General features: G+C 52.0%; 29 protein-coding genes and 6 tRNA genes. 11 read left to right on the top strand and 24 right to left on the bottom strand.

Going from position 1 to position 24843, the window contains the following annotated elements; translation table 11 throughout:
- The 6 genes from HFN16_RS11440 to HFN16_RS11415 all read left to right on the top strand — a co-directional run bounded on the left by HFN16_RS11440 (position 1) and on the right by HFN16_RS11415 (position 1419).
- Positions 1 to 492, top strand: coding sequence for a DUF721 domain-containing protein (locus HFN16_RS11440; protein ID WP_168890873.1), 492 nt, complete (start codon positions 1 to 3; stop codon positions 490 to 492).
- A 35-nt stretch (positions 493 to 527) separates the two neighbouring features.
- Positions 528 to 878 carry a hypothetical protein gene (locus HFN16_RS11435; protein WP_168890872.1) on the top strand — a complete coding sequence of 117 codons (351 nt, stop codon included), beginning with the start codon at positions 528 to 530 and terminating at the stop codon, positions 876 to 878.
- A 69-nt stretch (positions 879 to 947) separates the two neighbouring features.
- Positions 948 to 1022 (top strand) — tRNA-Gln (locus tag HFN16_RS11430).
- 12 nt (positions 1023 to 1034) lie between these two features.
- Positions 1035 to 1112 (top strand) — tRNA-Glu (locus tag HFN16_RS11425).
- 142 nt (positions 1113 to 1254) lie between these two features.
- Positions 1255 to 1329 (top strand) — tRNA-Gln (locus HFN16_RS11420).
- A 12-nt stretch (positions 1330 to 1341) separates the two neighbouring features.
- Positions 1342 to 1419 (top strand) — tRNA-Glu (locus HFN16_RS11415).
- Positions 1420 to 1608: 189 nt separating this feature from the next.
- Here HFN16_RS11415 and satP read toward each other — a convergent pair.
- Positions 1609 to 2166: an acetate uptake transporter gene (satP, locus tag HFN16_RS11410; protein WP_168890871.1), complete on the bottom strand. Its 558-nt coding sequence runs from the start codon at positions 2164 to 2166 to the stop codon at positions 1609 to 1611.
- A 457-nt stretch (positions 2167 to 2623) separates the two neighbouring features.
- Between satP and HFN16_RS11405 the strand changes: the two genes are divergently transcribed.
- Both HFN16_RS11405 and HFN16_RS18905 read left to right on the top strand, forming a co-directional pair.
- Positions 2624 to 2701 (top strand) — tRNA-Glu (locus HFN16_RS11405).
- A 182-nt stretch (positions 2702 to 2883) separates the two neighbouring features.
- The gene (locus tag HFN16_RS18905; protein ID WP_247648318.1) at positions 2884 to 4857 is read left to right on the top strand and encodes a methyl-accepting chemotaxis protein; all 1974 of its coding nucleotides are present in this window, start codon (positions 2884 to 2886) and stop codon (positions 4855 to 4857) included.
- Between the two features lie 57 nt (positions 4858 to 4914).
- On the opposite strand, the gene HFN16_RS11395 is transcribed toward HFN16_RS18905, so the two are convergent.
- From HFN16_RS11395 to HFN16_RS11385, 3 genes are all read right to left on the bottom strand, one after another.
- Positions 4915 to 5214: a putative quinol monooxygenase gene (locus HFN16_RS11395; RefSeq protein ID WP_168890870.1), complete on the bottom strand. Its 300-nt coding sequence runs from the start codon at positions 5212 to 5214 to the stop codon at positions 4915 to 4917.
- A gap of 4 nt (positions 5215 to 5218) precedes the next feature.
- The gene (locus HFN16_RS11390) at positions 5219 to 5905 is read right to left on the bottom strand and encodes a hypothetical protein (protein WP_168890869.1); all 687 of its coding nucleotides are present in this window, start codon (positions 5903 to 5905) and stop codon (positions 5219 to 5221) included.
- A gap of 260 nt (positions 5906 to 6165) precedes the next feature.
- A complete protein-coding gene (locus HFN16_RS11385) occupies positions 6166 to 6453 on the bottom strand; it encodes a hypothetical protein (protein WP_168890868.1) in 288 nt (95 codons plus the stop codon).
- Between the two features lie 359 nt (positions 6454 to 6812).
- Between HFN16_RS11385 and HFN16_RS11380 the strand changes: the two genes are divergently transcribed.
- Positions 6813 to 6906: transfer RNA gene (locus HFN16_RS11380), tRNA-Sec, on the top strand.
- A gap of 319 nt (positions 6907 to 7225) precedes the next feature.
- On the opposite strand, the gene HFN16_RS11375 is transcribed toward HFN16_RS11380, so the two are convergent.
- The 3 genes from HFN16_RS11375 to HFN16_RS11365 form a co-directional block, all read right to left on the bottom strand.
- A complete protein-coding gene (locus HFN16_RS11375; protein ID WP_168890867.1) occupies positions 7226 to 8362 on the bottom strand; it encodes a hypothetical protein in 1137 nt (378 codons plus the stop codon).
- A gap of 125 nt (positions 8363 to 8487) precedes the next feature.
- The gene (locus HFN16_RS11370; protein ID WP_168890866.1) at positions 8488 to 8661 is read right to left on the bottom strand and encodes a toxin-activating lysine-acyltransferase; all 174 of its coding nucleotides are present in this window, start codon (positions 8659 to 8661) and stop codon (positions 8488 to 8490) included.
- A gap of 155 nt (positions 8662 to 8816) precedes the next feature.
- Positions 8817 to 9182, bottom strand: a complete 366-nt coding sequence (locus HFN16_RS11365) for a CGGC domain-containing protein (protein WP_168890865.1) — start codon at positions 9180 to 9182, stop codon at positions 8817 to 8819.
- Positions 9183 to 9582: 400 nt separating this feature from the next.
- On the opposite strand from HFN16_RS11365, the gene HFN16_RS11360 reads away from it, so the two are divergent.
- Entirely contained in the window at positions 9583 to 9804 is a 222-nt protein-coding gene (locus HFN16_RS11360) for a Nif11-like leader peptide family natural product precursor (RefSeq protein ID WP_168890864.1), read from the top strand.
- Between the two features lie 266 nt (positions 9805 to 10070).
- Here HFN16_RS11360 and HFN16_RS11355 read toward each other — a convergent pair whose 3' ends face one another.
- A complete protein-coding gene (locus tag HFN16_RS11355) occupies positions 10071 to 12401 on the bottom strand; it encodes a cache domain-containing protein (protein WP_168890863.1) in 2331 nt (776 codons plus the stop codon).
- Between the two features lie 265 nt (positions 12402 to 12666).
- Here HFN16_RS11355 and HFN16_RS11350 point away from each other — a divergent pair, with 265 nt between their 5' ends.
- Positions 12667 to 13101, top strand: a complete 435-nt coding sequence (locus tag HFN16_RS11350) for an HMA2 domain-containing protein (protein WP_168890862.1) — start codon at positions 12667 to 12669, stop codon at positions 13099 to 13101.
- A gap of 119 nt (positions 13102 to 13220) precedes the next feature.
- On the opposite strand, the gene HFN16_RS11345 is transcribed toward HFN16_RS11350, so the two are convergent.
- The 16 genes from HFN16_RS11345 to HFN16_RS11270 form a co-directional block, all read right to left on the bottom strand.
- Positions 13221 to 13667 carry a hypothetical protein gene (locus tag HFN16_RS11345; protein ID WP_168890861.1) on the bottom strand — a complete coding sequence of 149 codons (447 nt, stop codon included), beginning with the start codon at positions 13665 to 13667 and terminating at the stop codon, positions 13221 to 13223.
- Between the two features lie 211 nt (positions 13668 to 13878).
- Positions 13879 to 16017, bottom strand: a complete 2139-nt coding sequence (locus tag HFN16_RS11340) for a heavy metal translocating P-type ATPase (RefSeq protein WP_168890860.1) — start codon at positions 16015 to 16017, stop codon at positions 13879 to 13881.
- Between the two features lie 87 nt (positions 16018 to 16104).
- Positions 16105 to 16608 carry a hypothetical protein gene (locus tag HFN16_RS11335; RefSeq protein WP_168890859.1) on the bottom strand — a complete coding sequence of 168 codons (504 nt, stop codon included), beginning with the start codon at positions 16606 to 16608 and terminating at the stop codon, positions 16105 to 16107.
- A 10-nt stretch (positions 16609 to 16618) separates the two neighbouring features.
- Entirely contained in the window at positions 16619 to 16810 is a 192-nt protein-coding gene (locus HFN16_RS11330) for a hypothetical protein (RefSeq protein WP_168890858.1), read from the bottom strand.
- Positions 16811 to 16892: 82 nt separating this feature from the next.
- Complete coding sequence (locus tag HFN16_RS11325) at positions 16893 to 17153, bottom strand: hypothetical protein (protein WP_168890857.1); 261 nt, start codon at positions 17151 to 17153, stop codon at positions 16893 to 16895.
- A 181-nt stretch (positions 17154 to 17334) separates the two neighbouring features.
- Positions 17335 to 17643, bottom strand: a complete 309-nt coding sequence (locus HFN16_RS11320; RefSeq protein WP_168890856.1) for an HMA2 domain-containing protein — start codon at positions 17641 to 17643, stop codon at positions 17335 to 17337.
- A gap of 151 nt (positions 17644 to 17794) precedes the next feature.
- Entirely contained in the window at positions 17795 to 18235 is a 441-nt protein-coding gene (locus tag HFN16_RS11315; RefSeq protein ID WP_168890855.1) for a flavodoxin, read from the bottom strand.
- A gap of 260 nt (positions 18236 to 18495) precedes the next feature.
- Entirely contained in the window at positions 18496 to 18684 is a 189-nt protein-coding gene (locus HFN16_RS11310) for a FeoB-associated Cys-rich membrane protein (RefSeq protein WP_168890854.1), read from the bottom strand.
- A 14-nt stretch (positions 18685 to 18698) separates the two neighbouring features.
- Complete coding sequence (locus HFN16_RS11305; RefSeq protein WP_168890853.1) at positions 18699 to 19601, bottom strand: zinc ABC transporter substrate-binding protein; 903 nt, start codon at positions 19599 to 19601, stop codon at positions 18699 to 18701.
- A complete protein-coding gene (locus HFN16_RS11300; RefSeq protein WP_168890852.1) occupies positions 19598 to 20503 on the bottom strand; it encodes a metal ABC transporter permease in 906 nt (301 codons plus the stop codon). Before HFN16_RS11300 ends, HFN16_RS11305 begins: the two co-directional genes overlap by 4 nt.
- 3 nt (positions 20504 to 20506) lie before the next feature.
- The gene (locus HFN16_RS11295; RefSeq protein WP_210772190.1) at positions 20507 to 21238 is read right to left on the bottom strand and encodes a metal ABC transporter ATP-binding protein; all 732 of its coding nucleotides are present in this window, start codon (positions 21236 to 21238) and stop codon (positions 20507 to 20509) included.
- Between the two features lies 1 nt (position 21239).
- Positions 21240 to 22151 carry a zinc ABC transporter substrate-binding protein gene (locus tag HFN16_RS11290; RefSeq protein ID WP_168890851.1) on the bottom strand — a complete coding sequence of 304 codons (912 nt, stop codon included), beginning with the start codon at positions 22149 to 22151 and terminating at the stop codon, positions 21240 to 21242.
- A complete protein-coding gene (locus HFN16_RS11285; protein WP_168890850.1) occupies positions 22148 to 22807 on the bottom strand; it encodes a DUF6162 family protein in 660 nt (219 codons plus the stop codon). The genes HFN16_RS11290 and HFN16_RS11285 overlap by 4 nt, the downstream gene beginning before the upstream one ends.
- Before the next feature lie 2 nt (positions 22808 to 22809).
- Positions 22810 to 23490, bottom strand: a complete 681-nt coding sequence (locus HFN16_RS11280) for an HD-GYP domain-containing protein (RefSeq protein ID WP_168890849.1) — start codon at positions 23488 to 23490, stop codon at positions 22810 to 22812.
- A gap of 106 nt (positions 23491 to 23596) precedes the next feature.
- Positions 23597 to 24421 carry a DUF4198 domain-containing protein gene (locus HFN16_RS11275; RefSeq protein ID WP_168890848.1) on the bottom strand — a complete coding sequence of 275 codons (825 nt, stop codon included), beginning with the start codon at positions 24419 to 24421 and terminating at the stop codon, positions 23597 to 23599.
- A 92-nt stretch (positions 24422 to 24513) separates the two neighbouring features.
- On the bottom strand, positions 24514 to 24831 hold the full coding sequence (locus HFN16_RS11270; protein ID WP_168890847.1) for a hypothetical protein: 318 nt from the start codon (positions 24829 to 24831) through the stop codon (positions 24514 to 24516).
- Positions 24832 to 24843: the final 12 nt, after the last annotated feature.

Here is a 24843-nt window from a genome sequence, read left to right as displayed (position 1 = left end):
ATGGCCCGATATTTTCGCCACTACAGCAACAAGAAGGGACGCACCAATCGCATGGTCAGCGTGCAGCGTTCCCTCCCCACCTTTCTGAACAAGCTCGACACCACAGGTGGCCTTACTTTGGTGCAACTGTGGAATGCGTGGGATGAGCTCATGGGCGAAATGGCTCCTATTGCCAGACCACTTGGGCATCGAGGTCGAAAACTTATTCTGGCAGCAGAAGACCCCATGGTCATGCAGGAGGCGCAGTTCCTGGCCCCCATGATACTGGATACGGTCAACGGATATTTAGGTGAAGAAGTCTTTGACAAAGTCACATTCGAGCTGCTAAACGGCAGAGTTCCTTTGGACGGAGTAATCCGACCGGAGGCTGTGGAGCCTCCGAGGAAACTTAAAAAGCCCAAAGATTTGGGCAAACTAACTCAACTGCTGGACACCGACACACCTCTCGGCAGGTGCTATCGAGCGTACATGCGGATGTTCGAAAACGAATAGATCAATCCGTTCCGGCACATTTTAAGGAGTACACCATGAGTGAAGAAGTAAAAGAGATTTCCTTTGAGGAGCTCGAGCTTACCAAACCCCTTGAGAAGATGACCACCAAGGAGCTCCGTGAGCTCTGCATCGCCAAGCTGCCCATGATCACCGGCGCTTCCGGTAAGGACAAGGACGAGATCGTTGCAGCTATCAAGGAACTCTTCGGCATCGAAGACGAAGTAACCGTTTCCCCGTACAAGCAGCAGATTGCTGAGCTGAAGAAGCAGATTCGTGCTCTTCGCGCTGACAAGGAAAAGGTTGAAGAGCGTGTTGTCCGCGACCGTATCCGCCGCAAAATCAACAAGTTGAAGAAGCGCACCCGCAAGCTGGCTAAAACCGCCTAAAAAAGTTTTAAAAAGCACAAAAAGAGGTTGACTTTCGGCGGGCTACCGCATAAATCTTCCTCTCGCTGCTGGGCTGTCGTTCAATTGGCAGGACGACGGGTTCTGGCTCCGTTAATCAAGGTTCGAGTCCTTGCAGCCCAGCCAAATTTATCCTGCGTCCCCATCGTCTAGTCTGGTCCAGGACGACGGCCTTTCACGCCGTTAACAGGGGTTCAAATCCCCTTGGGGACGCCACAGAAAAGCCAGAGAGGCAGTCGAGAAATCGACTGCCTCTTTTCGTTTGTGCTCTCTTCAGAAGTTTCAAAAATCTCTTTCAAATCTGAGCAAAAAGGGGTTGACTTTCGGCGGGCTACCGCATAAATCTTCCTCTCGCTGCTGGGCTGTCGTTCAATTGGCAGGACGACGGGTTCTGGCTCCGTTAATCAAGGTTCGAGTCCTTGCAGCCCAGCCAAATTTATCCTGCGTCCCCATCGTCTAGTCTGGTCCAGGACGACGGCCTTTCACGCCGTTAACAGGGGTTCAAATCCCCTTGGGGACGCCATAGAAAAGCCAGAGAGGCAGTCGAGAAATCGACTGCCTCTTTTCGTTTGTGCATAGTCCTGATATTACCCCCGACCACCCTCTCAAGCCGCAACCGCGACTCAACAGTCAGACAATCATACAGACACGAAAAAGGCCGCACAGACATGCTGTGCGGCCTTTGAATTGCCAGTGCTATGTGGCGTCGACTTTATTCGCCGATGGGCAGGACGGTGCGACCATACTGCTCATTCAAGACTTCGGCCATGGCGAGATAGATGGCGGACGCGCCGCAAAGAATCCCTTCCCAGCCTGCCAAGGTACCAATCATCTCATTATGGGTGAAATCTTTGATAGCGAGCAGGAAGAACAAAATGGTCAGAGACAAGAAGACGAACTGAAGCACCTTGTTGCCTTTAAGTGTTCCCATGAACATGAACAGGGTAAAGATTCCCCACATCACGAGATAGCAACCCATGTATGCTGCAGGAGTAGCCTCGGCCATGCCAAGCTTCGGCATGACGATCAGGGCGACCAGAGTCAGCCAGAATAGACCGTAGGAAGTGAAGGCAGTGGTGCCGAAGGTGTTACCCTTCTTGAATTCCATGATGCCGGCAATAACCTGTGCGATACCGCCATAGAAAATGCCCATGGCAAGAATCATGGAACTGATGGGGAAAAAGCCAGCGTTGTGGATGTTCAACAGGATGGTGGTCATGCCAAAGCCCATCAGACCGAGCGGGGCGGGGTTGGCAAGTTTGGTTTCCATTACGATTACTCTCCTTAAAAAAATTAACTCCAAAAAAACCAAAACACCCTGGAATCAGGCACCTCATCCCTGAAACAGACGTGTCGACAGCCTAGTACGCATAATGCGTAATGGGCCTTCTAGAGCGGTATTATATGTAATGTCAACGGTCGGGAGCCCAATGGTAACAAGTGATTTTTTTCTCTTTTTACCCGCCAGCTTTCTTACCCGATCCATATTGTCAGGGGCCAAAGCAACCTGCTCATATTCTGCGAGAATTACGACAACTCGCATACGAACTACAGTCCCTTTTCACCCTCGATTCACCAATCCTGACAAGAAAAGTCATAAAAAATGAAAAAACCGTAAGAAAAGACTTGCGCCCCTCCCGGTTTTGTGGGAAATACGCCTCTCCAGACGGGGCAACCCGGCAACAAAAGGCTCCAGACGCCTTGCCGAACCGCCAGTCGCATCATGCGTCCCCATCGTCTAGTCTGGTCCAGGACGACGGCCTTTCACGCCGTTAACAGGGGTTCAAATCCCCTTGGGGACGCCATGTAATGAATAAAGGCAGCTGATTAAATCAGCTGCCTTTTTTCGTCTCTCCCCTATTCTTCATCACACCAGTCAGCCAATGCATCACTTGGGTGACAATTCCATCTATATAATGGCGTTCAGATGTAGCCAGTGGCATGGTTTCCCTAGAGTCCTAAAAAATCATACTCAAGGGGGGAGCGTATGAAAATCCGGTCCAAATTCATTTTGGCCATCATAATTCCCGTCATCATCTCGGTGGCGGTCATCTCATCAATTGTATCCATGCAGATCAGCGATACAGTCACAGATCAGTTCGAAATGTCTTCACAGGAGCAACTGCAACGCGTTGACAGCTACGTCAACCAACTCCTCAAAGGACCTGCCGACATCACCAAGTACATGGCCCTGCTACCGAGCCTCAAAGAGGGACTGGGACAATGGCGTCAGTACCAGAATCTTCCTGAGGGTAAATACAACTTTGAACGCGAAGGCATGAGCGAAAAGGAGCACACAGCATACTTCACGTTCAAGCACCTGCTCGAAAGCCACCCGGAATACGCCTATGTATACGCTGGTCTTGAAGACGGCGGCTATACACAGACCCCTGACGAGCCCATGAGCGCCGGTTATGATCCACGCAAGCGCCCTTGGTACCAACAGGGCATGAACTCCTCCACCGAAACGACGCTGCTGAGTGCCTACATCACCACTGAGGGCGTCCCGAATATCGGCATGGTGACCAAGGTCCGCGACAACAACGGCAAATTCGTAGGTGTTGCCGCAGTCGACATTTCTCTGGGGAAGCTCACCGAAATCGCAGCCAATATCCGCATCGGCAAGACCGGCTACATCATGATCGTACAAGATGACGGTTCTGTCCTCGCCGACCCACTCCATAAGGATTACGTCTTCAAAAAGATGAACGAGTTGCCTGAGGCTTTCCAGACCATCGGCTCCGTTTCCGGCGGACTGGTGGAAGACTTGGATGTAGACGGCACTGACATGTACGCCAGCGTGCTCAACTCCTCTTCCACCGGCTGGAAGTATATCGCTCTTATTGAGCACTCGGAGATCAAGGAGGCTTCAAACGCCGCCATCATGAACACCGTGATCATCGGTGCTGTCATTGCACTCATATTCGGTTTGATCGGTTGGAAGCTCGCCAACACCATGACTGACCCCATTATCCGCAGTGGGGACTTCACCCGCAGCATCTCGGAAGGTGACCTTACTGCCACCATTGCAGCATCCGGCAAGGACGAAGTGGGGCAACTCGCCCGAGATCTCGGCGACATGGGCACCAAGCTCAGAACAGTTGTCAGCGAGGTGCGCACTGCTGTTGATGAAGTGGCATCGGGCTCATCGCAACTTGCCGCCACGGCTGGTTCCCTCGCCCAAGGTGCGACAGAACAGTCCTCCAATGTTGAAGAAGTGGGCGCATCCATGGAACAGATGCTCTCCAACATCAGTCAGAATGCTGAGAACTCCAAGCAGACAGAAGAAATCGCCCTGCGCTCGGCAGCCGATGCAGACAAGGGCGGCAAGGCCGTTGCCCAGACCGTCACGTCAATGAAGGAAATCGCAGAGAAGATCACCATCATTGAGGACATCGCCCGCCAGACCAATCTGCTCGCTCTCAACGCTGCCATTGAGGCTGCACGAGCTGGCGAACACGGCAAGGGGTTCGCGGTCGTTGCTGCAGAAGTCCGCAAGCTGGCCGAACGCTCCGGTGTTGCCGCAGCCGAAATCAGTGAGCTTTCCTCTTCCAGTGTTCAAGTGGCTGAAGAGGCCGGAGAAATGCTCGGCAAGATGGTCCCGGACATCCAGCAGACCGCAGAGCTGATTCAGGCCATTACCGCCGCCAGCAATGAACAGCATGCCGGCGCGCAGGGAGTGAATGAGGCCATTCGCCAACTGGACCAGGTCATTCAACAGATCGCCTCTTCTTCAGAAGAGCTCTCCTCCACTTCTGAAGAACTCTCCAGCCAGGCAGAACTGCTCAAGGATACCGTGTCCTACTTCAACATTGGCGAGGGAGGCTACATGTCCACCCAATCACGGGTGAGGGTACAAAAGCAGGCTCCCAAGCCTATTGCCGCTGCCCCAAAGAGTAGTGCATCCCAAGGAAATGGCGTTGCTCTCGACATGGGGGATGACGACTTCGAAAAATTCTAAACCAACAAAAAAGGCCGCCCTCAAAGGGCGGCCTTTTCATTTGTCATTCTTGCGGAGCTACTCGGCTACATCCACAGCTTCCCACGTATTAACTTCGGCCGGGCCAGCCACCAGATCGGCACTGGCTTCGCGCATGGCGTCCATGTGCGGCGTCTTGCCGTGCGCTGCCAAATGGGCCGGGCTCTCCCAAATCTCATAGAAGAGGAAGACGTTACCGTAGTCAGATTTATGCAGATCGTAGCGGATACACCCCGCTTCCTTGCGCACTTCAGCCACGACGCTGGACAATACTATTTCCAGCTCCTGTTCCATGCCATCCTTGGCGGCGACGGTCGCCGATACATAAGTCAGTCCCATTGTATTATTCCTTATGGTTCGTTTTCATCCGCTTGAGGACCTCTTGAAAGATCAGCGACGATTGCTCGTGTATCTCTTCCGGTCGGCCCCGGTTGGAATTGTTAAAATCATAGTATCTCGACATGTCATAAATGATGAGATCCGGCGCACTTAATTGGGCTTTCTTCTGTGCACTCACCAATGGTTTGGGAAGGACGGAATCTGCCAATCGGACATAGGCAATCACATCACAAGGCATGGCCTCCATCGCAACAGAGGCTGTTTCTAGCACCTCGTCACGGTTGCCATTCCCAACAATGAGACCAACAGTCTCACCGGGAAGCGCTTTCGCCATACGTTGTGCAAAGTCGATCTCATAACCGTAGTTACGTCCAACCGGCCTGAGAGGCTGCCAGCGCCCATCCTCAAACATGAGAATATGCGGCAACCCACGTCGAATCCCCACATCGAGCGTTCGACTATCTCCCGGCCCTTGTCTGCCGAAAAGGCCGTCCAACAAAAACACCTGAATGCTCTTGCCCGGAGCAGGACCATACGGTCCATCCTTGGCCCTTGACATGTCGATAACCTGCAGCGGCGGACTCGTGACCGGACTCGCTCCGATAACGATGTTGTAATCCGTTGTCTGCGCCGAGGCAGAAAAGGCGAACACCAACGTCGCCAGACAAAGCATCATGACCCGCATCAACAATAGAGTCTCCTCGCGCCACCTACATATGACGGCAGGAAATCAGGGGTAACGCCATTGCACAAATATCTGTAGAATTATTCAGAACGATACAATCTTTGAAACAGGATCACGTCGTCCGCACATCTGCATGCGGTAAGAGGGAGGGCTTGCGTAAGCAACACATCCCGCTGGCTAGGTGAACGCACATAGACAGCAACGGAATGCGTTTCGCAAAAACGTCCCCGCAGCCTCCACCGCTGCACATATCCCAGGCGTGAAGACTACTTGCAGAGAGGCCCAGTACCCGGAGCCAGACTGTTCAGATAATTGGCAGCTTCATCAACCTGCCCACCGGACAGACGTGCGCCGTTGTTTACCATTCGCTGAACTGTGGACTTCCACGCTCCGGCATCCTTGACGCCCAGATTAAGGCAAATACGCTTGGAGGAATGACAAGCGGTGCACGCCTGCTTCACAGTGGAACCAATATCCGCGGCCACAGCACTTCCGACCAGGCCAACAGCCAACGTAGCAACAGCTAAAACATACTGAATCTTTCCGGATTTCATTGCGATCTCCCAAGTAATTCAATTCCAGTTCAAAAGGGTAAGTCACTGCCACAATATGGCACGATGCATGAAATTTACGACAGCACACAAAAAAAGTACAGCCTTCCCTACTTCAGGGCAAAACCACACCCAAAACGTTACTACTTGTACCCCCCACAAAAACTTGCTATTTCTGCACTTCGTAAGGCACCTGTCACAGCGCACAGCCTATCTCCTACCCGTATGAAGGGCTGGGTTTGATCGAAAGTGCGCCAACGGCAAGACGCAAGCAAAATACAGGACCGCCGCGTATTCCAATACGCAAGGGTCTGAATTTTGAGCAGCAACGCAGCAGATGGTGTGCTTTCGATCAAATCCACGGAAGCGTTTCGTCACCGGTGTGGCGCTTGGTCTTCAAAACCAATGTACGGCAGTGATGTCGTAGGCAGGTTCGACTCCTGTACGCTTCCGCCACTATTGAATAAATAGCCGTTCAGAAATGGTCGGCTTTTCTTGTTTCTCAAGAGTGTCCCAACACTACTCCCAACACCACGACCTGCCTTCTAGGGGCAAAAAGCTGATGCCAGCGTCGAATCACTCCAACGTGTTGAGCATTTAACTCTATAGGCGAATACGTATAGGAGTCATGCCTAATACGCGTGCAGATAATTACAAACCCTAATGAGTTCTCCCCACGATCGACTTCTGCCCCCCGACTAGCATAGACAAATCCAGATTTACGTGCATAGCTGTTAATGTGATAATCCTTATTGCCCACAAGTTTTAAAACCTATTATTTGGGATCAGAAAATACGGGAAGCGTTAAATACTCAAAGCCATATATATAAAAAATTACATCACTGACTGCTGAGTACACAAATTCATTCTTGACATCACCAAATCGATACACGATATCTCCAATCCTTACAGGAATCTCACCCTCATCAAACTCAGGGCTAAGAAAATACGAGAAATAAGCTTCATCAGGATTGACCGTAGCAATTGGATTTTTATTTAAATCAGTTGCTTGAAAATATGATTCAAGACAACTTGTCGTGCTAGTTGAAACCCATTGATGGTCTTTCATAATAAATGAAACCGGCTTGACATTTTCAGAAGGGCTTTTCAATGAGCACAGATTGTAAAACTGCAAACTATCTGTGTAGTCAAAATATGATATATCGTATCCTTTCAAGACCATGTCCGTCCCTTTAGGGACATATCCTTCATCGTAATAATTTCCCCAAAACAAATCAGGGGTTCTGCCTTTCTCATCATTGTATTTAGGAAGCTGCCCTTTTTTCACCATTGAAAAACTTCCATTTTCATTACGCATAATCGCCGTACCAAGAAGCGCCCTGAACAGCCTGTATTTAACTGGTTGGTCGATACCAAGTCTTGAAAGAGCGTGATGATATGAATTATAGGCGCCATCAGGAGCTACAACATCAAAGTTGGTTAAATCATACTTCACCTCTGAAGAATCGCTAAAATCTTCATTGCCGTAGTATCGATCAAATGAAATACTCATATTTGTGACGAAATCACTCGTATTGGCAGCAATTCCTTTGTCAAAATAATAGATGAATTCCTTTACAACATTTGGTGAATCGAGATCATCAACATAGTAACACCGAGAACCGGTTATCTTGATATCCGTTCCGCGTAGATACCGATCAAAGTCAACAATGAGAGCACTGCAGCCTTCAAGAGGGACAACGACAGTGGTGATGGACAAAGTATTTGGCAAAGGCCCATAGGTTGAGAATCCTACATAGTCATGTTCCCGAACAATTCTTCGTTCAGTATATGTCTTCCCTTTGCTCTCAACAGTAACCACAAGCTCGTGGGCGATAGAGCTTGGGAGCGGCATATGATACCAAGGCGAATACGAGTTAGGCAGAATAAGATGTGATCCATAATGGATCAAAGCTCCCCCCCCCCAAAAGCACCGACAGGATAAAAGCAACAATCAACTGTCTAATTGGCCATTTCCTTTTCACTCTTTCCTCCCTGGAAACCGGGGAGACCTTACTAATTTCCAATCTATTTTTATTAGACATCATCCCCACCTAGCCTCTCCCTCATCAAATCAGCAACGGTAAAAGGCTTAGCGCTTTTAAAAACTTTTGCATTCAATTCTTCCACAACCCTCTCCAGACCGCCAAATGGAACCAGCAAATCCATAAGGATACCTTTCTCGCCGCAATTCCACTCTTCGGGGCGCAAGCGCAGCCCACCTTCTTTATACGCTCAACCATCATATCGTAAAGCACCTGTCACAACGCACTACTATCAGTGTATAAAGAACCACAAACCCCAAAAAAAGAGCGGACACCCCAACCTTCGTTAGGATGTCCGCTTTCACCTTTATTCCTTGATTCTTATCCCCAGATTTTCTCAGGCATATAGGGATGGCTACCCTCAATGACTTCGATGCCAGACTTGACTTTGATCTTGGTAACGAGATCATCGTAATAATGGCAGTGATCCGCCAAACAAGGGCCGATATGGACTTTGGTGGGTTGCTCGTCCAAGGGCATGTTCCACAGTTTCACCTGGGCCAGTCTCGGAACGATGCTCGCGCCAGGACACCCGCCACAATTGAGAATACCCAGGACCTCAGCGTCCATGTCCTTGTAGCGTTCAAAGGCACCCTCTCTCCGGTTGAAAGCGACTAAACAGCGAGAACAGCCGATACACACGTCATCCATGGTATTACGACAGCCAATAATCAATATCTTCTCCATGAGAACCTCCAAATGTGTTTAGTTTCATTCTCTGGAGGATTCGACCTGTGTAGTCAAGATTCATACTTTATTAGGTATGAATATGAATTTCATGAAAATCCCCATGTCGTTTGGAGAAGCGATGCTCGCAGCGTGAGGCTCTCGTACCTTATTGTGGTCAAACAAAATCAATGACAATTCATCGATCCCATCGCGTTGGTAGCACCAAGCTCCAACCAACACATCCCCTTCCACAAGTAATGTCGCGAGGTGGAAGAGAGTCACTTCAACATCTGTAGCCTCTGCTTCACAACTCTCGGCACAGAACTGGCAAGACCCTTACTAATGATGCCAATGTCACCGTTTTCTGTACATAATTGTTAAAAAACCATCATTTACTTTGCCAAAAAGGAGTATGACCATGTCTAAAAAAGAAGTGGAACGTCTGTTGATCGCAGGCGGCGAGAACAAGGATGTTAAGCTGAAGTATAACGCCATCCGCACCAAAGAAGAATTTGTATCTACGGCGAATGAAGAAGGATACGATTTCACCATCGTTGAGTTGGACGATGTGCTCAATGAGTCCGGAGACGACTTCACCACCTTCGGAAATCCGCCAGCACGTTCAATTTGGTGGGCTTAATGCCGATTGCATGTCTGGCCTAGCCCTCACGATGATCGCCCAGCGCTTCGTAGCGCACATAAATCATGAGCGACTATAGGGTTCCAGCCAGAAGCAACAGTGCCCAAGATAGCGAATCTTCCCTGATCATACTGCATTAACTTTTTCCACAATTCGCAGGGGCATACACATCTGCACATTTCCGCCAAAAGCACAAAAGGCCTGTTATGCAGGCCTTTTCTTTGCGCATCGAACCTATGCCCTCATGAACACTCAAACATAGCACATCAAGAAGAAGGAGCCAAAGGAAGGCTGAAATAGAACACACTGCCCTGGCCAACTTCGGATTCACACCAGATGCGACCATTGTGAAGAGCGATGATACTTCGACAAACCGCGAGCCCCAGACCTGCACCTTGTGGCTTGTCCGTATCCACATCACCAAGCTGTGTAAAATGATCAAACACTCGATCAACGGATTCCGGTGGGATACCGGGACCGGAGTCCCTGACGGCAAAAACAATTTCTCCGTCACCTTCGACAGCCGACAGAGCAACGCCACCAGCTGAAGTGAACTTCACGGCATTGTTGAGGAGATGGGTCAGTACTTGCACGATGCGATCATGATCCGCCACGACACTGGGCAGATCTTCCTCAACATCGAACTCCACGGAATACCCTTTGGACTCAGCTGTAGCAGATACGGCCTCCACCACCGGCGCAGCTAAATCGATGGGGCGGGTAGGCTTGATGCACAACAGCACTTCGCCAGCCTTCAGACTGGCAAATTCCATCATGTCATCAACATGCTTTGCCAAGCGCTGACTCTCAATCTCCACAATATCCAAGTTGCCCATTACGCGCTCAAGCGTTTTGACCACGCTGGCCTGTGACCCTGCCGAATTCCGGAACCCCTTCCCCGTTAACTTCTTCTTGATCATTTGGGTAAAGCCCAAAATCGACGTGAGGGGCGTCCGCATTTCATGTGAAACCATGACCAGAAAATCCGACTTGAGTTGGCTGGCGGTCTCAGCGTTTTTCTGAGCCAGAGAGAGGCTTTCCATGAGATCGTGTTGAGCGGTAACATCCTTGACGATGCCCTCTACAAGAACGATCTCTCCGCTACGATCCACCACTGCCCTGACAGACAGTTCGCCCCAAAAAATCGAGCGATCCCGACGCAGCATTTGAATCGACTTTCCAACCACCTTACCCTTCTCGAAGAGTTCGTCGTAGATCGCCTTTCTATCTTCTGAATGGACATAGACTTGGTGTGCAATGTCTGCGACTTCCGCCACCATTTGCTGAGGAGAAGAATAGCCGAATATCTGTGCCATGGCAGGATTGAGATTGGCAAAAGTCCCGTCGGGGTTCACTTGAAACATGCCTTCAACCGCTTGCTCAAATATTTCGCGATACTTCTCCTCTGATTCGGCCAAGCTGGCGCGAGACTCTTCCAGGCTATCCATGAAACGGTTGTAGTAGGTCGCCAACTTGCCAAACTCGCCGCCCAGCTTTTCATCCATGCGTAGAGACAGGTTCCCACGTGAACCGTCACTGAATGCCTTCATCAATATGGGCAACGGCTGAGTAACAACCTTTGATATCCACCACGACATCACAAAAAGCGCTATGATCATAGCGAGAGTTGTCCCGACAATGACATACGCCAATAGATGAAGTGGGCTTTCGACCTCATCCAAATATCCGGTGGAAGCAACGATCCATCCCAACTCGGGAATGGAATCAAAAACCGCAATTTTCTTTCTGTATTCGGTATCCCCCGGGTTGATCCAGTCATAAACCACGGTGCCGCGACCAGTCTCAAGAAGATCCCTGGGGAAAGCATTACCTTGGGGATCAGAAGAGGTCGCGGTGTTTATCCCCTCGAGTGTGGGATGGATGATGAGCTTGCCCGTTTGATCCATGACAAAGGAATAGCCGGTATCTCCGAATTTGTGTTCAAGGACACTGTCTCGAAAATCTTCCAGCTGAACCAATTCACTGAACTCTCGCCGATAGGAGGAGACTGAGATAATCCAGTCCCAAGGCGCGAAATAGGTCATGTACAAAGCCTTGGCCTGCGGCTTGGGGTCTCCGGGGTTGGCCCATTCATACTCAATATAACCGATTTTCTGATTGCGCTGCCTTTTGTTCAAAGGGAACTTGCTGACGTCTGCCCCCTGCATCCCGGGCTTGGGGTGAACCTCCATTATGCCTTTGCTGCTGACACAAAAGATGTATCCGGTCTGCCCGATCGTCTGGCTCAAGAGGACTTCGGCTGCTTGAGATTTTGCCTCCTCTTCACTCAGTATGCCCTTCTCAGACAACGAGTAGAAACGAGCGACTATCTCCAGATTCTTTTCAGCTATTGCCCTAAGATGATTGCGAATTGCCGTCTCCACCGAGGTACGGACAAGATTCAGGATGGAATGCGTGCTGTTAGATAGATGATTCTTGATATCGCGATCGACAGAAGAATGCAGAACCCCAAACAAAACCAAACTGGTTGCGGCGACTACCAGCATGGTGCCTAATGAAGTCCCAAGGAACAGCTTCTGTCTCAAGGGAAGATTTTTTAAAAGACTCTGTTTCTTCATCCCTTCCGCCATCGTCATATTGACTCGACTTCAACTAATAAATCGGAATTCTTACTACAAACGTAGCGCACCCAGTGATTTGTAGCAATGCCATGATAATCAGATGGACGAAAAAAACTAATTAGGAAGTATACAGAGCCTACCTTGCCTCCTGAGTATGACACTGAAATAAAAAGCGGAAGCCTCTGTCCCATTGATAATTGTTCCCGGAGTTTGACAGTTATTCACAATTTAATGCAAAACTAGTGGTAACTATTTCGTCACAAACCAAGGAGAGTCATACATGACCACTGAAGCAGTAATACAGGGACGGATCAGGTTCAGGAATGAGGCTCTGAAGGTTGCCGAATTCGGATACGCCGTACGGGATTCCCTTTTGGAATTGAAGGGTGTTGTCCAGGTTCAGGTCAACAAGCGAATCGGCAGCATTCTCATCCTGTTCGACAAAACCAAGGTATCGACCGAGAGTATCCTCAAAAAGATAGCCGAGGCATTGGGCGTTGACATGAACAAGGTCAAGACGAACGTCAGCAACATGCAGAAGGCCATGACCGGCAAGAAGGCACGGACGTACGTAAAACGAGGCCTCCTTACATCCATCGCCGCCGCACTGGGTGTCGTATACTTTTCTGAAAAATGGCACGTAGTGGCTGGCGTCGCGTTCGTCCACCTGCTCGCCCTGCACTTATACCAAAACAAGCGCACTCTCATGAAGTAATCAAAAGTCCCTTCACGGTCCTGCCGTGAAGGGACTTCATATCTGGACATCGACAATCTCACTTTGAGGCGTCCTGTAAACAGGATCCCAAAGATGCCTTGGGATCTAATTGTGGCAGATTACTTTTCCAAGTCCTGTTCGGGGGAATCAGCTGTTATTGCCTCGGCGATGGATTCGGAAATGAGGTAGACCAAGCCATTAGATTGACCGCCTCCACCATTGCCCCTGCGCCCACGGCCTTGGCCTCCGCCACCACCTCCGGAACCGAGAGCGTCAACGATCATACCAGGCAGCATTCCGCCACCACCACCGCCCTGACCACTGAGCCCGACGATGGACATGGCCGCCAAACCAACGCCACCACCGCCTTGACCGCCGGCAAATGTACTGGCTGCTGCAACACCGCCGAACAAGAGTCCCTGCTTTACGACGCCAGCGATAGCCTCCTGCTTGGAGACATCACCCTGCTTGTATTGAGTCCACATTTGATACCCGGCGATACCGGCACCGACGAGCGCACCTACTCCGGCGGCTGCGAGGGGATTTTTGGGAAGTAGTTTTTTCATGAGAAGACCTCACCTATGGATACTCTTTTAATGAATGATCAGAACATACACCGTATCAACAAGCGCTGCAAAACGCTGAGAACGAAAACCCGGACATTGCAAAAACACAGCACATCCAAAGAATCTTGTATTTCAGACTTTTAAAGTCTATTTTCACAAAAAAAGCGCCCCGCAGTGGAGGCGCTTTTTTTATTAAACTGTTCACGAGCATCTATTGCTCCGGCAACATGGGCCGCATGCTTTGCGCACAAGTCAGAACCGTGCCTGAGTTATGCAGAAAAGCGAGCATTGCGGGGCTGATTAAACCAAACACACCAAGCCCGATAAACAATGTGTTGCTCACCACAATGAACTGGTAGTTACGCTTAATACGACGCATGACCATCTTGGACAGGGACATGGCATCCATGAGGCTGTCGAGGCGCTCACTGGTAAGCATGACGTCGCACGCCTCCTGAGCGATATCCGCACCGTGTTTCATAGAAACACCGACATGAGACCGACTGAGGGCGGCCGAATCATTGATACCATCGCCCACCATGGCCACGGTGTAGCCTTCATCCCGCAATGACTCGACCAGTTCGGTCTTATCCTCGGGAAGCACCTGAGCGTAGAACTCTTCGATATCAAGCTGCTCGGCAACGGAACGCGCAGTCGCTTCTCCATCACCAGTCAGCATGATGATTCGCTCCATACCAATGTTTTCCAGACGACGGATGAATCGATATGCGGAATCGCGAAGCGGGTCTTCCAAAGCGATAACACCAGCAAGCTCGTTGCCCACCGCCATGTACAAAGTAGACAAACCGTTTTCAACACAACGCGCGATCTGTTTGTCGGCTTCACGGAGGTCGATACCTTCGTCTTCGTTCACGAAGTGCCGACTGCCAAGGATCATCCGCTTGCCATCGAGTGTCGTCGATATGCCATGAGCGAGGATGTACTCCACTTCGGCGTGACGCTCATGGTGAATGAGTCCTTCCTCATCGGCCTTGCGAACAACAGCATCGGCAACGGGATGAGGAAAGTGCTCTTCCATACACGCGGCATTGCGAAGAACGAATTCTCGCGTATAGCCATTCACCGGGCAGACATCGACCACTTCCGGCGTGGCCCGGGTCAATGTGCCGGTCTTGTCGAGGACAATGGCATTCACTTTGGACAGTTGCTCGATGTGCTTGCCACCCTTGACCAACGCGCCGCAGTGGGCTGCCTCCAGCATGGCCGAGCGGACGGCCAATGGGGTGGAAATCTTGATGGCGCACGAATAGTCGGCCATGAGCACGGCCGCGGCCTGCATCCAGTTTCTGGTGATGGCGAAAATGACACCTGAAAGAATGAAAGAGAACGGCACGATCTTGTCAGCCATCTTAACGGCCTGTCCATGTATCTCCGCCTTCATGGATTCGGAGTCGGCGATGACATGCGCGATCTTGGCAAATCGCGTCTCGTCGCCCACGCCCTCGGAGAGGATGATGATCTTGCCCTCCTCCACAACGGTTCCGGCATAGACTTCCTTGCCGGGCCCGCGTTTCACCGAGAGCGGCTCTCCCGTCATGGAAGACTGATTGACCATGGCGGTGCCGTCGGCGACGACGCCATCAACCGGGATACGGGCTCCGGAGCGAACGATCACGAGATCGCCCTCCTGAAGCTGATCCTGTGGCACCTGGACCTCGGCACCGCCCTTCATGACCCAAACGGGTTTACCATCACCGGCAAACAACGCTTCAAGGTCATTACGGGATTTCTCGCGGGTCCAATCTTCTAGCGTCTCACTGATGTCGAGCAGGAGATGAATGGTACCGGCAGTATTGAAATCACGCATGGCCAGTGCAGCGCCGATGGCTGCCGCATCCAGAACGGCCACGTTCAGCTTACGCTGGAACAAAGCCCTGACGCCTTCAAATATGAGTGGAGCTACGTTGAACGCTGTCCAATATGGTCGAAGTGACATGGGCATGAGCAGCCGCGTCATATAAAAATTGGCTACTTTTTTGGCGACGATCCAGAATGGATTTTCCATCGCACCCGGTTGCTGCAGCCCACCACTCAGTGCGGGCAAGGTGCAGGCAGCCTCATCACCAGGATCAGCCGTCTTGCACCTCGGCAAGGACGGAAGATCCGGCGTTCCAAAAATGGAATTCATGGTGTCGGCGACGCGCTCCGTCAAATGGGCATCCGCCGCGAACAAGGCCAACCCTCGTCCGGAACGCTTGCTGTATCGGAACTCGGCGTCACCAAACTCTTCCCCTAACCTCTCACTCAGCTGCTCCTGAAGATAGAACACAGCCTGCTCGGATTCGGCTTCAAAACGGATTCGACCCGGTATGCTACGGACAATACTCATTCGCCAACCATGCTTCCATGCTTGTTATTCAATTCGTCCATCCTCACGCACGGCGGGGATGAGATATTACTAACCAGATCCTACCTACTATTTAGAAGCAGCTTTCGGTGCAGCCTTTGTCGCTGCAGGCTTCTTGGGAGCAGCCTTCTTTGTGGCAGCCTTTGTAGCTGTGGCCTTTTTAGCAGCAGTCTTCTTGGGAGCGGCCTTTTGTGCGGCGGGCTTCTTCGTTGCTGACTTCTTGGCGGTAGTCTTCTTGGCGGCGGACTTCTTGGGAGCTGCTTTTTTTGCCGTGGCCTTTTTGGGAGCAGGCTTCGTCTCGGCTGCAGCAGCTGTAGCGGCAGTTGCGGCTGCCGTTGCAGCGGCTGCGGCTGCGGCGACTTTTTCATCGTGAGCATACTTGGCTTCGGCCAGATAATCTTCCACGTCTTCCTTGATGGTCTCTACAGTGCCCAACAATTTCTCGGTCAAGCCATGTCCACCTTGAACAAGACTCTGCAGGAGGTTCTCACCCTTCCCTTCCTTCACCAACGCCATGCCAGCCGCGCCTAGCGCTGCTCCGGCAATCAAATAAGCAATACGATTAACAGCCATGCCTTTATCCTTATGAGCCCTTCGGCTGCGCCATCTGCTCAGCCATTTCACTCATGGTCTTTTCAAAAAATTTCTGCCCCAATTCAGCGGCATCGCCCATGAACTCCTTGAGTTCATCAGGGTGCTTAATGGCCATATAGCCAACAGCTCCCACAGCCGCTCCAGCAGCAATCAACATCAACTTTTCAGTGAGCTCATTCATTTTCCAATACACTCCTTAAGGTAGCTAGGAAAAACCAGACTACCATAGTGTGAAGAACTGTTACAACTTTGAGAATGATTTTCTAACAGCGAACGCTATTCGTAGATGCTCCACGCATAGGAGCACCGAGAGCGGCAACCAGCAGACCCTGGCAAACTACTCTGCCAAGCCCAAGCCCGAGGTAGTTGCAGGCCAATACCCCAGCCAAGGACAAGAGCACGCCGCCAGCCTGGAGGGAAGCTGTCTTGCGACGTTTGGCGGCGTGCCCTTGTTCTACAAGGTTGGTTGATGGCTGATTGGTATGTGAAGTGAGTCGATTCTTAGACTGGCTTTTCCGGGACATGGCTCACCTATCTGCTAAATGGCTAGGACGTTCTGCCGTGGAAGCCATCCATGCCTCAACACCAGCAGTCTCATTCATTTGGTGAACCCAATGTATTGAAAACGATTCTCATAGTCAATCTCAAATTTAGCACCAAAAAAAATCACCCGGTAAAGAGTGATTTTCATGGGAAGTCAAAAGACTATGCGTACAGTAAACCGTGCAGTTCTTCCACGACCTCTGAGGCTCGAGCATCATCGTCTGTGGTGATGAGCTCTTCAAGCAATTCGGGCGGTATCTGTTCGGCATCGTACTCGAGAAGCAAGGTTCTGGAAAACAGATTCAACTGTGTATCGGTCACGGCCGGAGGCATTTCCGGCGGGGACTGGGCCAGCTTCATTGCCTCGGGATCATTCATGATACTCATGGCAAACTTGATGCGGATGCGGCCGGGCAGACTATGTTTGATGGAAAGATATTTTCTTAAACTAGCAATGGTTGCAAAATCCATATTATTCTCCTGAGCCCCCCTTCCTATACGAACCCGTTACGTACTGCAATCTTTCCTTAAGCACCAAAGCGGCACCCCGAAGGATGCCGCTGGCGTCAGACCCGCCTGTTCAAATGACGGGAATACTAAACCGTTGCCCGCTGCAAACGGTCTACATCTTGGTCATGACGGCTTCGGTCCATGACGTGATTTCGTCAGCATCAGGATCACCGTCTATTTTCAGGGAATCGCCCAGCAGGACGGCCCCCAATTGTTCGGACTTCTCTTCAATGACGTCCACGGCGCCGCAGAAATACTCGTAAGCGGAATCCCCGCAGCCGAACACGGCCACTTTTTTATCCTTCAAGCCTGCCTTGTCGAGGTCGTCAAAGACCGGGATAAAGTCATCCTGCAATTCGATCTCATCGTCGCCCCAGGTGGAACAACCGAGGAAGACCGCATCAAATCCTTCGGCCATGCCGTCAATCTTTACTTCAGCGGCACTCTGGATCTTCACGCTATGACCGTTTTTCTCCAGAATCTTTGCGATATCATCGCTCACTGCTTCAGTATTGCCGGTGGTGGAACCATAAACGATCAAAGTCTTGCTCATATCTACCTCACTGGTTGAAGGTTCTTGCAGACGGATGAACCGCTGCGCAGTCCCGCCTATTGGGGCGGGTTACATACAGTGAGGCGACAGAGCACCTCCCAGACTCGACCTCCCAACCTGATAGAGGGCTGCTCCCGGTTTTGATTGAGAGGGAACAACGCAAGTCGATGCCAATGCCAGCTCCGCGCAAACGGCAAAAGCGAGAAGCCAGGCAACACTGAAGACGATGGTATACATATAGGTACGTCGCATAATCTCTCCTATTTTCCGCAAGAGCAGTTTTTATCACTATCAGTGCCGCCGCAGCAGCCACCGGAAGAATTCTTTGGAGCACAACTGCCACCACAACCGCAGCCTGCGCCCTCCTTGCCCTTGATCTGGCCGTATACTTTTCTGAAGACGAAATATCCCGCAGCAGCGATGATGAGAATGGCGATGACTGTATCCATTTCGGACCTCCACATCAGTTATTCAAGGCAGTAACAAGGCGGGAAAGATTTCCCTCATACCAGCCGACCAGCGCCTCCAGAGGATCGGCCTTTTCATCAGGGTTGAAGCGTTCCATTACGACCGGAATCGCTCCTCCCTTTCGAATGGCTTCCGTACCCAGAGCATCCGGCTCCCAGGCACACAGCACCCCTTTCACTTTTTCACGTTTGATTTGCGCGGCGATGCGTTCGACATCAGCATCGCTCCACTTGGATTCCGGAGCCAGCTCGTAAAAAAGGATATCGAGACCGAACTCGTCGGCAATGTACGTGTAGCCGCTGGTGAAGGCTGCCAGATCGACAAATTCAAGATCCACAAACGCTGCTTCATATTTGCTGCGCAACTTGAAGAGCGCAGTCTGCAAGGCTTTCAGATTCGCCTTGATAACCTCGGCGTCAGGAGAAGAAAGACGGCACAGATCGTCCGACACGATGGAAGCCATGCGAGTAAAGTTAGCCGGACTGCGCCAGACAAACGGGGACGACTTGCCGTCTACCTCAACAAGCGGCACCCCCGCACCATACTCGTCGAGCGGCTTTGCCACATCGATGTTCACGATGCGGATGTTTCCGCGGCGCGCCCATTTATAGAGAGGATCAGCAGGCCATGCAGAGGCAACGGTTAGTACAGCGTCGGCCGAGGCAGCGGTCTTGAAAAGCGCCTTCTGGTGTTTCTTCAAATACGCATCCTGCCCACGCATGGAGTAGCCTTTGGGAATGACATTGAGCACCTTGATGGATGTGCCTTTGGCAAGGATTTCTCCCACAGCTTGTGTCACCTCAAGAGACGTCAAAACAGTCACCTTTCTGTCTGTGGCATGGGCAGATGAAACGGCAAAAGCCAAGACAAGGACCAGAAACAATGCACGCTTCATCATGCGGCAGCCTCCTTGAAGGAGCCGGAGAACGCCCGGATCCCGGCGGTAAAAGCAAAGATGCAGGACGCGGCAAGGATAATGGCCCCGCCAGACGGCACCGGAATCTCGAACTGCATAGGCACGATGATGCCAAGGAAGCAGGAAACGGTGGCAAAGATAACACTATAGAAGAAAAATCCACGAATGGAGCGGCTCACATTGCGAGCGGCCGCCGCCGGAATGATAAGCAGAGCCTCTACCAACACCGCGCCGACGATCTTGAGGCAGGCCACGGTGATGACCGTGACCATGAGCACGAACACGTAATCATAGAGCTTGGCGTTCACGCCGCGCACCTGCGCCAGACTCGGGTTGAAGCTCGCCAACAGCATATGATTGTACGTAGGGATACCCACGAGAACACACAGCGTACCGATAATCAGAAGGACATTCATGTCCGTATCATTCACCGTGAGGATGGAGCCAAACAATATGTTGTCCAGCACATGCATATTCACCTTGGCGGTCACATAGAGAAGCACGCATGCCCCCACGGCCAAAGATATGGAGAGGAATACGCCGATGACCGTATCCTGCTTCATGCGGGTCCGGTTACGGGTGTAGTTCATGGTGAGGGCAAACAGGATGCAGAAACCGAACAGCGATGCATAAGGCGCCGTAACAGGCTCGCCAAGCATGACGCCGAGGCCGACACCGGTCAGGGCAGCCTGCCCCACCGCCTGGGAAAAGAAGGCCAATCGTTTGGACACGACCATGGTTCCGATACCGCCCAAGAGCGGCCCGGCCACCAACGCGCACAACAGCGCATTCACCACAAAGGCGTACTGGAAGGATTCAGGCAGATAGCCTGTCTTGCCCATTTCCATGAGGGGCAGCCGGATAAGATCGTACAGATGTTCCATGGGCTACGCGGCCTTCCCGGTTGCCGAAAAGATGTTGAAAATGCGCTCTGGGGTCAGCAGCTCTTTGGGATCACCACTGAACAGGATCTCCCGATTAATGCAGGTAACGCCGTGGGCCATGTCGCGGACCTCGGCCAGATCATGATGAATCATCATGACGGTCGTACCGTTGGACACCAGCTCATTGATGATCTCATGCATGATGACCGCACCGGATTTATCAAGCCCGGTGGCGGGTTCGTCGAGGATCAGCAACTGAGGTTCGGGGATAAGGGCTTGCGCCAACAAGACACGCTGGCGTTCACCGCCGGACAACGCACCAAATGGACGGGCAACCTTCTTGTCCATGCCCACGCGTTCCAGAGCTTCCATGATGGACGAGCGAATGCTGCGCACCATTCCCATGAATGCAGGACGACGGCTCTGACTGATCATGGCGAGAAAATCGCCCACGGTGAGAGGGAGCGTGTCGTCAAAGTCGAGAGACTGCGGCACGTAGCCCATGACCGAGCCTTTGCCCCAGCACATGCGAATATTGCCGGAGTGAGGCATCTGTCCGAGCAGGCACCGGATGAGCGAGGTCTTGCCGCCGCCGTTGGGTCCGATGATGCAATGGATACTCCCCCGCTTCACCGAGAAATTCACGTTGTGGAGGATGGAATTTCCGCCCAGCTTCAGACTGACGTTCTCAAAATGGATGGACGGGCCACCGACGAATCGAGTCAAAGATCGCACCCTAGCCTCCCTGCTTCATGTTCCGGGCGTCCACTAACGCATTGGTCAACGCCTCGAGATTGGCGCGAAGCCCCTTCTCGAAACCGTCTGCGGAATACTCGCCATGGGTCAGGTGGGAAAGATGCCGGATGCGGATACCGGTCTCCTCTTGAATGGTCTCCACGTACTTGTCCGGAAAGGCCATCTCGGTGAAGATCACTTCCACGCCGAGGCGGTTTATCTCGTCAATGGTCTTGGCAAGCTGGCTGGCCGTAGGCTTGAGGCCGTGGCCCGGCTCGATGACAGCCGTTACCTGAAGGCCGAAATCCTGAAAGAGATAGTCATACCCGCCGTGAATAGTGGCGCAACGGAAGTCCATGGACGGCAGATCCGCAATGCGCGCCATATACTCTGATTTCATCTTGCGAAGTTTGTTGGCGTAAGCCCGGGCATTCGTGCGGTATAAACTGGCGTTCTCCGGAAACAGCTCTCCCAGCCCCTTGGCAATGGTGTAGACCTGCCGCACCGAAGCAGTGACCGATACAAAGGTGTGCGGATTGACCACCTTCTTGCCGTCCAGATGGCCGGAAACCGGAATAAGGGAGACATCCTTGTTGGCAAAGATGAGGGGCAGCTTCTCTTTCATGTTTGCCGCCTCCACGGTCTCGAAGGCGAACTCGTCATGCCCGATACCGTTGACCACCATTACATCGAAGCCCATGCACTTCTTGATGTCCTCGGGCTGGGGCCGATAGTTATGCGGGTTGAATCCCTCTCCAATAAGCGGAATAACCTCGGCGGTATCGCCCACGATGGCCGTGACAAAGCTGTAGTAGGGATGCAGGGTCACACCAATGCGTTGTTTCCCATCAGCATGGGCCGCTCCGGTCATCAGGCAGACCGCACACAAGGACAACAGTAAAATCCTGATCATTTGACGAACTCCTCTCTGGTTCGACGGGTCTCGTCATCACCCTTGCGGGCCACCACCTCACGCCATCCCTTGTTGATGAGAGCCTGATCGGTGACCATGGAAGGGATTTCCGCCACGGGGGAGGCATGAATCCAGACTTCATAGGGAGCGTGAGTCGCTCCCCCGGCGTTGCCTTCCTTCTTCACATGGTCATGCAGCATGACCAGCATGAAAGAACCGCTTTTGGTCACATCCAACGGGTGGCCCACGTACATGGCGATATGCTTATCCTGCGTATTGATTATGCTGCGGATCCAAGCCATGGCGCCGTTCTTTTTCCAGGCAGCATCCTGAACAAAGGGAGGGATGAAATCAGCGGCCAACGCATCAACGGAAGGCCATTCTCCTCCTTCGTCCTCATGAAATATATCGATCTCCGGAGCGGCCGAAATCAACCCATTGAAAATGGCGAGTTCCTCAGCCCGCAAGTCCTCAAAGGCGTCAACCTGCCATGTAGGCACTTCCTTGGCCTTGGCTGCAGTATTGCGAAGCACAATGGCCGCACTGCAAATTGCAATGGTCAGCAGGGCCACCATCAGGACCAGCCTGGATTCAGTCCCGGAGCCAGAGGGTTTGACCACCACTTCGCGGGTCATCTGTCGGGGGTTCTTCCCCATGATCATGCCGCGCCCTCCCGCTTGTGCAGCGATCCGAGATAATCCCAGATAATCTCCCGAACGCCGAAGAAGGCATCAACGACCTTGGGATCAAACTGAGTATCGGTGCAGGCTATGAGCTCGTCCAAAGCCTGTTCGTAGCTCATGGCCTTTCGATAGGGCCGATGCTGCAACATGGCGGAAAGACTGTCGGCCACGGCAATTATGCGCGCGCCCAGGGGAATCTCATGCCCTTTCAGGCCGTGGGGGTAGCCTTTCCCATCGAATCTCTCGTGATGGTGCAGAATCATTTTGACGATGCCGTTCTTACCGGAAAAGGGAAGCACGGGTGCCATGATCTGCGCGCCGATCTCGGGATGCCGTTTGATGATGTTGAACTCGGATTTGGTCAACGGGCCGCGCTTTTTGAGGATGGAATCCTGAATGCCGACCTTGCCGATGTCGTGGAGATGCCCGGCCACATGAAGGATGTCGGCCTGCTTGGCTGACAATCCCATCTGCTGGCCGATGGTCTGCGCCATGACGGCGACCTCTTCCGAGTGGTTATAAGTACAATGATCCTTGGCATCGATAATGTGACTCAGGGATTCGGCAAACTGGTGCACGGTCATCTGGACTGCGTCCAGAACCTGAAATTCACAAATGTCGTCAAGTTCGATGGATCGATTTGCCGGATTATTCATCAGACACTACCGCCTTTAAAAATATCTGTTCGGTGCGGCAGGCCGGGAAACCCGCCGCACCTTCTGGGGTTGTTCGCTATGACAGGAATGAAGTTGAAAGGGGGTTCTACTTCATGTCCTCAGCCTTGACCCAGATAACTGCGTCCTGACCAAGTTCCTTGCCCTTGTATTCCTTATCCGGGCCGACACCGAGAGCGGCAAAGCCCCACCAGCCAGCTTTGGGGATGCCGAAGGAGATGTAACCGTTGGCATCGGAGAAGATGGTCTGGGTGACGAGCGCACCGTTGGGGTACTCAACGGAGGACTCTGCGGGCATGGAGTTGGTGTCCAGATTGGGCATGTGGCTCATGTACTCCACTTCCACTTCTGCACCGGCAACGGGCTTGCCTTCGGACAGGACCTGTGCCTTGAAGACGTTACCGGTCCAGAGGCCATAAGGCTTGATCAGGGGAACGATTTCGCAGGGCAGACCAACCGGTTCGTTCCAAAGGGTGGGCATTTCGCCGACGTTGACGACCAGCTTGGTGATCTGCTGCATGTAAACGCCTTCTTCCTTCTCAAAGTAGTAACCGGGCTTCATGACGAAGACATAGTCACCCATGGAACGGACAACCTTTTTGGGAACCTTGGCAGCAAAAGCCGGTGCAGAGGAATGCGGGTTCGTCCAGGTGATCTCTTTCAGCGTGTCTTTCAGATCGGTTTTGACGACCTTGTCGCCTTTGGCCTTCAGGACATAGAACTCCTCGATGCCACCCATATCCATCATATGACCGGCTTCGGCCGGATGGGTGAATGCGATGCGCATGTCGAGTTCCTTACCCTTTTCCATGATCATCTCCGGGGTATAGAAAACCATGAAATGGGCAAAGGCAGAGCCGGTAAATGCCATCACGCACAAGGCGGTCAGGAGGGGAATGAAACGTTTCTTCATCAAATACTCCTCAGATTGAAATTGAATATTGTTCTCAGTATTCCAGTCGTAAAAAGCGCAGGACAACGACCGCTCCCCTGCGCCGGATTTCCTTATTCCACGATGTCAGCACCGTTGACTTCAACGGTATGGCCTTCACCTGCATCAAAGATGACCATGTAGGAACCAGCGGGCTTGTCAAAGGTGTACTCGCTGTCCTCATTCATCTTGGTTTCGATAATGGTTTTGCCGTTACCGTCATTGATGTGCACCTTCACGCCGGAAGCGGAAGAACCATCAGAGAACCCGCCTTCGCAGGTGACGGTGTTATCGCCATTGTCAAAGCAGCTCATCAGCGGGCTGTGGGCAAAAGCCTGTCCGGCAAAAGCCAGCATGGCGGCCAGGGTGAGTACGATCATCAGTTTTTTCATTATACGCTCCTC

It is taken from the genome of Pseudodesulfovibrio sp. zrk46 (assembly GCF_012516435.1).
Classification (GTDB): domain Bacteria; phylum Desulfobacterota; class Desulfovibrionia; order Desulfovibrionales; family Desulfovibrionaceae; genus Pseudodesulfovibrio.
Note: the sequence above shows the minus strand (reverse complement) of the source record. Positions and strands in the feature narration are given on the sequence as shown.